This window comes from Methylobacterium sp. J-078, from assembly GCF_022829285.1.
Classification (GTDB): Bacteria; Pseudomonadota; Alphaproteobacteria; order Rhizobiales; family Beijerinckiaceae; genus Methylobacterium.
Window position 1 is genome coordinate 137,005 of record NZ_JAKSYI010000038.1, and the last position, 8,452, is coordinate 145,456.

Below are 8,452 nucleotides of genomic sequence, written 5' to 3' on the forward strand. Positions count from 1 at the left end.
CCTTCCGCAAAACAAGTTCCGGCCGCAAAACCGGTGACCCCTTCGGCGAAACCTGCTTTAGAGTGGATGGCCCGGCGGGTCCTCGCGGGCTCCGCCGCCCCGCAACGCCCCTCCTCATCCCACGCGAAGTCCCCCGAACCTCCATGTGCGAACTGCTCGGCATGAGCGCGAACGTGCCCACGGACATCCGCTTCTCCTTCGCGGCGCTCGCCCGGCGCGGGGGCGAGACCGGCCCGCACGCGGACGGCTGGGGCATCAGCTTCTACGAGGGACGCGGTGCCCGCGCTTTCCACGAGCCGGAGCCGAGCGCGCAGTCGGAGCTCGCCCGGCTCCTGCGCCGGACGCCGATCAAGAGCCGCATCGTCATCGCGCACGTGCGCAAGGCCAATCGCGGCCGGGTGAACCTCGAGAACACACATCCGTTCAGCCGCGAATTGTGGGGCCGGCGCTGGACCTTCGCGCATAACGGCCAGCTCAAGGGCGTGAAGAAGTGGCCGCTCACCTGGTTCAAGCCGGTGGGCTCCACCGACAGCGAGCACGCCTTCTGCTGGATGCTCGACCAGCTCCAGCAGCGCTGGCCCGACCTGCCGAGCCCGGCGCGGATCGACCGGGCGGTGGCGGACCTCTGCGCCGAACTGCACGGGCTCGGCGTGTTCAACATGCTGCTCTCCGACAGCCGCACCCTCTACGCCCATTGCGGCAAGCGCCTGTGCTACCTCACCCGCTGCGCCCCCTTCGGCACCGCGACCCTGGTGGACGAGGACTGGCGGGTCGACTTCGCCCAGGAGACGGGGGCGAAGGACGTCGTCACGGTGATCGCCACCAAGGCGCTGACCCGCGACGAGTGCTGGACCGACGTGGAGCGCGGCCACGTGCTCTCCTTACGCGACGGCGCCGTGCGCATCCTCAAGCCGGCGCCCGCAAAGGCCGGCGGGGCCAAGCCCCCGCGCGCCACCCGCGTGCCTTCCCCCTGCGGCTGTTGATGCGGCGCCGGCCACAACCGCCACGGTTCCCCGGCGGGATGCGTCACCGGCACAGATGCGCTACAACGCCCGACATCAGTGGACCGCGCGGGTGCTTTTCGGACGCCTCGGGCCGACACGAACCCTGACCGCCCCAGATTACGACGAGCCATGACACGCGACGTGACCGACACCGCCCCCGACGCCCTGTCGGTCTCCGCCGACGGCAGGCCGAACCTCTCGTCGAACATCCGCACCCATCTCGGCGAGCACCTGCGCACGGTCTACGACCGGCTGCCCACGGACGAGCAGCCGAGCCGCTTCGCCGAGCTCATCGAGCAGCTGGAGGCCGCCCTCAAGGCACGCGGCGAGGCGATCGAGCCCGAGTTCCGCAACGGCCTGCTGGCCGCCGTGCCGTCCCTGCGCGCCTTCGCGCTGTCGCTGACCTCGAACCCGGCCCGCTCGGACGACCTCGTGCAGGACACCCTGCTGAAGGGCTGGCAGCACCGCGCCCGCTTCCAGCCGGGCACGAACCTGAACGCCTGGCTGTTCACGATCCTGCGCAACATCTTCTACTCGGACCACCGCAAGCGCGTGCGCGAGGTCGAGGACCAGGACGGCTCCTACGCCGCGCGGCTCGCCACCGCCCCGCACCAGGGCGACCGCCTCGACGTGGAGGACCTGCAGACGGCGCTCGCCAAGCTGCCGCCGGACCAGCGCGAGGCCCTGGTCCTCGTCGGTGCCGAGGGCGTCTCCTACGAGGAGGCCGCCGCGATCATGGGCTGCAAGGTCGGCACCGTGAAGAGCCGCGTCAGCCGCGCCCGCGGTCGCCTCGCCGAACTCCTGGGCTACGACGAGGAAGACCTGAGTTCGGACCGGCTGATCCAGTCGGCGATGCCCAAGGACGCCTGATCCCGGAGGTCCGCGACCGCCGGCCTGACAAAGCTCCGACCACGCCCGCCGGAGCGGCGGACGCGGTCGCCGGCTCCGTTCGCTGCCGGAACTTTCGACGCATCCCTTCCGGCATTTGCACGTTACTGCCCTGAACCCGGCAGCGCTTCACAGCGTCGCGGGACCAAGTTCAGGAGCACTCATCATGAACATCAAGACTCTTCTCGCCGCCTCCGCGATCGCCCTCAGCCTGCCCATGGCCGCCCAGGCGCAGGGCCTGGTCCGTGGCGCCGAGCGCGGCGCACAGGACGGTGCGGACGCGGCCGGCCCGATCGGCGCGATCGTCGGCGGTGCGGTCGGCGCGGCCACCGGCACGGTGGGCGGCATCCTCGGCGTCGACGACCGTCCCCGCTTCCGCAGCTACGTCACCCGCGAGCGTCGCTCGTCCTACGATTACAACGGCGACGTCCGCGTCGGCACCGTGCTGCCGAGCTCCGGCGTGACCTATTACGAGGTTCCCGCCGAGTACAACGCCCGCGGCGCCCGCTACACGATCGTCAACGATCGTCCGGTGCTGGTGGACCGTGGCCACCGCATCGTCGAGGTGATCGACTGATCCGCCTCCGTCGCGTTCGACCGCGACGGAGCGAAGGCCCTCGGCGCCCGGCGCCGGGGGCCTTTTCCATGCGCCGCGTCCCTCCGTGGACCGCTGGGCGGACCGGAAACAAATTTCCGCGCGCCCGGAACGGAACGCATGCAACGCCGACGGCCTCCGGCCGTTGCCGTCCACGAGCCAGGGCGCCGCCCGTTCCGCGCGGCGCAAGAGTCCGATCCTCACCGACGCGAAGGACACCCTCACCATGGCGGACGAATCCCCGAACGATCCCGCGCTGCCGGAGCCGGTGCGCGACCATCTCGGACAACAGCTGCGCTCAGTCTTCCCCACGGGGGAATCGGCGCCGCAATATCTCGGTGATCCCGTGGTCCCGGAGGCTTTCGAGCCGCAGATCAAGCGCCTCGAAGTCCGCCTGAAGACCCACGAGGAGGGCACCGGCGCCGTCGAGCAGGCCCTGGAGGGCCTGATCGGGGATCTCGGCGCGGATCCGAAGGCGCGGCCGCGCGACGCGCTCTAAACCGCCGGCTTCGTCGCCAGGATGTCACGGATCTCGGCCAGCAGCTTCACGTCGGCGGGCACCTCGGCTGTGGCCTCGGGCTTGGCCTCCTCCTTGCTGACCAGGCGGTTCATCGCCCGGATCACGAGGAAGAGCACGAAGGCGACGATCATGAAGTTCAGCGCCACCGTGATGAACTGGCCGTAGCCGATCACCGCGCCCTGCTTCTTGGCGTCCGCGTAGGCCGCCCCCTTCTGCACGCTCGACGAGAGCGCGATGTAGTAGTTCGAGAAGTCGAGCCCGCCGGTGATCGCGCCGATCATCGGCATGAACAGGTCCTGCACGGCGGACGTGACGATCGCTCCGAAGGCGGCACCGATGATGACGCCGACCGCGAGGTCGACGACGTTGCCGCGCAGGGCGAATTTCTTGAATTCCTCGAGCATTCCCGCCTCCGGGCGATCCGGCCCTCCCGGATCGCGGGGGCCGGCGGGAACTTTAAGCGAGCCGCGCGCGCCGCGACAGGGCGCCGCTCAGATGTCCACCCCTCGATCGCGGTCCGCAGCGGGCTCGGCGGATTCCGCCAGGGCCGGCACCGGGCCGCCCCGCGCCTCCGCCTTGGCCCGGCGGCGGTATTGCGCGGCCCCGATCGGCAGGGTCACGAGGTAGCCGAGCGCGAGCGCCACCATGGCCTCGAACGGATAGCTGATGAACAGGCCGAAGGCCGCCACCACCACGAGGAAGATCGGCAGCACCCAGTCACGGGGCACGCGCTTGCCCATGGTCTTGCCCGAGAAGGTCGGCACGGTGGAGACGACGAGGAGGGCGATGCAGAGCATGTAGCCGAGCACCACGGGGGCCGCCCAATGCTCCATCGGCAGGCCGAGGAAGTTGAGGTAGAGGGGCAGCATCGCGGTGAGCGCGCCGGCCGGCGCCGGCATGCCGACGAAGAAGTCCTTCTTCCAGGCCGGGCGGTTGGGATCGTCCAGCATCGCGTTGAAGCGGGCGAGACGCAGCGCCATGGCGATGGCGAAGATCAGCGCCACGATCCAGCCGAGCGAGCGCAGCTCCTTCAGGGCGAAGCCGTAGAGGATCAGCGCCGGGGCGCAGCCGAAATTGACGAAGTCGGCCAGGGAATCGAGTTCCGCCCCGAAGCGCGAAGTGCCCTTGAGCATGCGCGCCACGCGCCCGTCGATGCCGTCGAGGAAGGCGGCGGCCACGATGGAGATCACGGCGGGCTCGAACTTGCCCTCGAAGGCGAGGCGGATCGCGGTCAGCCCGAGGCAGAGCGCCATCAGGGTGATCATGTTGGGCGCGATCATCCGGAACGGCACCGGCTTGAAGCGGCGCGGCCTCGGCTCGTTGGCGTCGGGGGCGAAGGGGGGGAACAGGTCGTCCATGGAAACCCCTCAGATGCGGCGGAAGACGCGCTCGGGCCCGCCGCCGAGATCGGCCAGCACGGTCTCGCCGGCCACCGCCTTCTGGCCGAGGCCGACGAGCACGCGGGTGCCGACGGGCAGGTAGACGTCCACCCGCGAGCCGAAGCGGATGAGGCCGAAGCGCTCGCCGACGTTCAGGGTGTCGTTGGCGTGCACCCAGCCGACGATGCGGCGCGCCACCAGCCCGGCGATCTGCACCACGCCGATGCGGACGGGCGCCCCCTTGTGGGTCGTCTCCATGACGAGGCCGTTGCGCTCGTTGTCGTCGCTGGCCTTGTCGAGCTCTGCGTTGAGGAACAGGCCCGGCGTGTAGTGGATCTGGCCGATCCGGCCCGTCACCGGCACCCGGTTCACGTGGCAGTCGAACACGTTCATGAAGACCGAGACGCGCAGCATCGGCTCCTGCGGCAGGTCGAGCTCCGGCGGGGGCAGCACGGTGGAGATCAGGTTCACCCGCCCGTCGGCCGGCGAGACCACGAGGCCGTCGCCCACCGGGGTGACCCGCTCGGGGTCGCGGAAGAAGTAGCAGACCCACAGGGTCAGGATCAGGAAGATCCAGCCGAGGAATTGGGCGAAGTAGCCGCCGATCACCGTCAGCACGATGCCGATGACGATGAAGGGATAGCCCTCCTTGTGGATCGGCACGAGCGTCCGGCGAATCGTCTCGAGGAGGTCGGTCATGGGTGTTTTCGGAACGCTTTCGGCAGGTGGGCGGCCGGAGGCGGCCCGGGCAGGGGCCTTCTCTTAAGGCACGCGAGCCCATCCGTCATACGGTTTCGGATCAGAGGGCCGCGAGGCGGCTCCGTCTCGTCGGCCTTTGGCCGGCCGGATCAGCCGTCCGCCTGCACCAGGGGCGGCAGCCGCGACAGGCGCAGGGCGATGACCAGGGCCAGCCCGTAGAGGGTCGCGAAGAACGCCACGACGCCGATCCAGCCCGAATGGGCGAAGAACCAGCCGCCGGCGGTGCCGAGCACCGAGGAGCCGAGATAGTACAGGCAGAGATAGATCGACGAGGCCTGGGCCCGGTCCCGGGAGGCGCGGCGCCCGACCCAGCTGCTGGCCACCGAATGCGCGCCGAAAAAGGCCACGGTGACGAGGACGATGCCCAGGATGATCAGGGCGAGCTGGCTCGACAGGGTCAGCCCGACGCCCGCGAGCCCCAGCAGGATTGCGAGCCAGAGCACCTTGCGCCGCCCGAGCCGGCTCGCGATCTCGCCCGTGAGCGCCGAGGAGAAGGTGCCGAACAGGTAGACCACGAAGATCGCCCCGATGGCGCTCTGGCTGAGCGAGAAGGGCGGATCGAGCAGGCGGAAGCCGATGTAGTTGTAGATGCATACGAACCCGCCCATCAGCAGGAACGCCTCTGCGAACAGCCAGGGCAGGCCGGGATCGCGGAAGTGCTGGGTGAAGGTGCCGGGCACCTCGCGCCAGCGCATCCGGTTGGCCTGGAAGCGGCGCGAATCCGGCAGCAGGTAGACGAAGGCGATGGCGGCCAGCAGCGCCAGCACGCCGATGGTGCCGAGCCCCCAGCGCCAGGAGGCGTGGTCAGCGATGATGCCCGCGAGCAGCCGGCCGACCATGCCGCCGAGCGCGTTGCCGCCGATGAGCAGGCCCATGGAGAGGCCGATGGCGCGCCCATGCATCTCCTCGCCGAGATAGGCCATCGCCACCGCCGGCAGGCCGGAGGCGGCCAGCCCCGTGAGGGTGCGGAGCGCGAGGAAGCCGTGCCAGCTCGGCACCAGGACGGCCACGATGGTGAGGAGCGCTGAGGCGAACAGCGAGGCCACCATGATGGGCTTGCGGCCCCAGACCTCGGAGAGCGGGCTGACCACGAGGAGCGCGATCGCCAGCATGGCGCAGGGCAGCGACAGGGCGAGGCTGCTCTCGGCGGGCGAGACCGCGAAGTCGTCGGCGAAGACGGGCAGCAGCGGCTGCACCCCGTAGAGCACCGCGAAGGTGGAGAAGCCGGCGGCCCCGAGCGCGATGGCGGTGCGGCGGAAGGCCGGCGTCCCGGCCTCGATCAACCGCGGGCTCGCCTCGTCCGGCCGCCCCTGCGACTCACCCATGCCGGCTCCTGTCCCGGGCGGCTCGCCGGAGCCGGCCCCTTGCGCGTCCGGCGGGTATAGGCCGGACGCGCGGGGCGGGAAACCGGACCCGGCGCCGGGAGGTCGGGAAAGATCCCCCGGCGCGGACGGGACTCAGCGCGGGGCCGGAGCGGGCGGCGGGGCCGCCTCGCCCTGCTGCTGGATCAGGGGCGTGATCCGTCGGACCGTGACCCGGCGGTTCTCCCGCGAGGCGTTCTGCGTGTTCACCTTCAGGTTCTGCTCGCCGTAGCCCTGCGTGGTCAGGTTCTCGGGCGGCACCCCGAAGTTCTGCGTCAGCACCGTGGCCACCGACTGGGCGCGGCGGTCCGAGAGCGAGAGGTTGTCGACGTCGGCCCCCACAGCGTCGGTGTAGCCCTCGATCAGGAAGACCTCCTGCGGGTTGCCCTTGATCGCCCGGTTCATCGCCGCTGCGATGGTGGCGAGGCGGCTGGCCTGGTCCGGCGTCACCGTGAACGAGCCCGTGTCGAAGTTGATCGTGTCGATGTCGACGCTGCGCATGCGGGCGCGCAGCTGCGGGCTGTAGCGGACCTGGTCCAAGGTGTAGCGCCGGTCGACCGCGACCACCGGCGGGGCCGAGAGGGCCTCGTAGACGGCGCCCTCGTCCGCGCCGTCGTAATCGACCACGTAGCGGTTGCGCGGGATGCGGATGTCGGGCGGCGGCAGGTCGACGACGTCGTCGTAAATCGGCCGGCGCGCAGCCCCGCCGAAGCTGTTGTCGATGATGACGATCTCGCGCCCGTCGCGGTAGCGGCGGGAGCGGCGCACGAGGCGGCCGTCGTCGTCCACGATGGTGACGATCTGCTCGCCGCCGGGGCGGTCGAGATACGTGATGGTGTCGCCGCCGCGCCGCTCGCTGCGGTACGCCCGCCGGTCGAGATCGCGGAAGCGCTCGTTCTCGTCGTGGCGGATGAAGTAGTTGTCGCGGTCGCGCACGATGATGCGCCCGGGCTCGCGGATGTAGGTCCGGCCCCCTTCGGAGAATTCGCGCCGGTCGCGGCGGACCTGATCGTAGTCGCGCACATCGTCGTCGTCCCGGAACCCGCCCGGGATGTAGCCGGGGCGGCCCGGCGCGTTGAAGCCGGTGCGCGGCTCGCGACGCTCGAAGGCGTCCCGCCGCTCGCGGTCCTCGCGCCGGTCGTCGACGCCGCGCCGGTCGAAGCCGTCGCGGTCGTCCCGCCGGTCGGAGGCACCACGCCGGTCGAGCTCGTCGCGGCGGGTGTCGCCCGGCCGCAAATCGCCCGGTCGCGTCTCGCCCGGCCTCAGATCGGGCCGGCCCGGCTCGCCGCGACCGATCCCGTCACGGTCGATGCCGTCGCGATCACCGCCGTCGCGGCGCAAGCCGTCCCGGTTCGGCCCGTCCCGGTCGGGACCGTCGCGGCGCAGGTCGCGGTTGCCCGAGGCGGGGCCGTCCCGGTCGGGACGGCCGTCGGTGGCCGGGTTGGGGCCGGCGCCCGGCCGGCCATCGGGCCGCTGGGCATCCGGGTTCTGCGCGCCGGGCGGCACGAAGGGCCGTCCGGGCACGCCCGGGCGGGCGTTGGGCGCCACGGCGCCGGGCTGCCCGTCGGGCGCGTTCGGACGGGCGGGCGCGGCCGGGTTCGGCGCCGTCGGGTTGGCGGGGCTCGCCGGGTTCGTGGGCGTGGCCGGATTGCGCGCGTCCGGTGCGCCGGGCTGGGTGCCCGGGCGCGGCGGCGCGGCGTTCGGACGACCGGGCTCGGGCGTGGCCGGACGGTCGGGCGCGGTCGGGCGCTCGGGATTCCGCTCGCGGACGGCCGGCGGGACCGCCGGAGTCTCGGCGCCGGGCGCGCGCCGGGCCGGACCCTGGTCGCGCTCGGGCCGCTCCTGACGGTCGGGGCGCTCCTGGCGATCGGGACGCTCCTGACGGTCGGGGCGCTCTTGGCGGTCGGGGCGCTCTTGGCGCGGCTCCGGACGCTCCTGGCGGGGCG

General features: G+C 71.6%; 9 protein-coding genes. 4 read left to right on the plus strand and 5 right to left on the minus strand.

Annotated features, from left to right (window positions below):
• Positions 1 to 143 precede the first annotated feature (143 nt).
• The 4 genes from MKK58_RS03870 (at position 144) to MKK58_RS03885 (ending at position 2,986) form a co-directional block, all read left to right on the plus strand.
• Positions 144 to 983, plus strand: a complete 840-nt coding sequence (locus MKK58_RS03870; protein WP_243910843.1) for a class II glutamine amidotransferase — start codon at positions 144 to 146, stop codon at positions 981 to 983.
• Positions 984 to 1,133: 150 nt separating this feature from the next.
• Positions 1,134 to 1,874: a NepR family anti-sigma factor gene (locus MKK58_RS03875; protein ID WP_243910844.1), complete on the plus strand. Its 741-nt coding sequence runs from the start codon at positions 1,134 to 1,136 to the stop codon at positions 1,872 to 1,874.
• A gap of 184 nt (positions 1,875 to 2,058) precedes the next feature.
• Entirely contained in the window at positions 2,059 to 2,469 is a 411-nt protein-coding gene (locus MKK58_RS03880) for a DUF1236 domain-containing protein (RefSeq protein WP_243910845.1), read from the plus strand.
• 244 nt (positions 2,470 to 2,713) lie between these two features.
• Complete coding sequence (locus MKK58_RS03885; protein ID WP_243910858.1) at positions 2,714 to 2,986, plus strand: hypothetical protein; 273 nt, start codon at positions 2,714 to 2,716, stop codon at positions 2,984 to 2,986.
• Here MKK58_RS03885 and mscL read toward each other — a convergent pair.
• From mscL to MKK58_RS03910, 5 genes are all read right to left on the minus strand, one after another.
• The gene (gene mscL, locus MKK58_RS03890; RefSeq protein WP_243910846.1) at positions 2,983 to 3,411 is read right to left on the minus strand and encodes a large conductance mechanosensitive channel protein MscL; all 429 of its coding nucleotides are present in this window, start codon (positions 3,409 to 3,411) and stop codon (positions 2,983 to 2,985) included. The two genes, MKK58_RS03885 and mscL, sit on opposite strands and share 4 nt — an antisense overlap.
• 87 nt (positions 3,412 to 3,498) lie before the next feature.
• A complete protein-coding gene (locus MKK58_RS03895) occupies positions 3,499 to 4,365 on the minus strand; it encodes a CDP-alcohol phosphatidyltransferase family protein (RefSeq protein WP_243910847.1) in 867 nt (288 codons plus the stop codon).
• Between the two features lie 9 nt (positions 4,366 to 4,374).
• Positions 4,375 to 5,085, minus strand: a complete 711-nt coding sequence (locus MKK58_RS03900) for a phosphatidylserine decarboxylase (RefSeq protein WP_243910848.1) — start codon at positions 5,083 to 5,085, stop codon at positions 4,375 to 4,377.
• 149 nt (positions 5,086 to 5,234) lie between these two features.
• The gene (locus MKK58_RS03905) at positions 5,235 to 6,470 is read right to left on the minus strand and encodes an MFS transporter (RefSeq protein WP_243910849.1); all 1,236 of its coding nucleotides are present in this window, start codon (positions 6,468 to 6,470) and stop codon (positions 5,235 to 5,237) included.
• A gap of 132 nt (positions 6,471 to 6,602) precedes the next feature.
• A partial coding sequence (locus MKK58_RS03910; RefSeq protein WP_243910850.1) for an OmpA family protein occupies positions 6,603 to 8,452 on the minus strand: 1,850 nt, incomplete at its 5' end.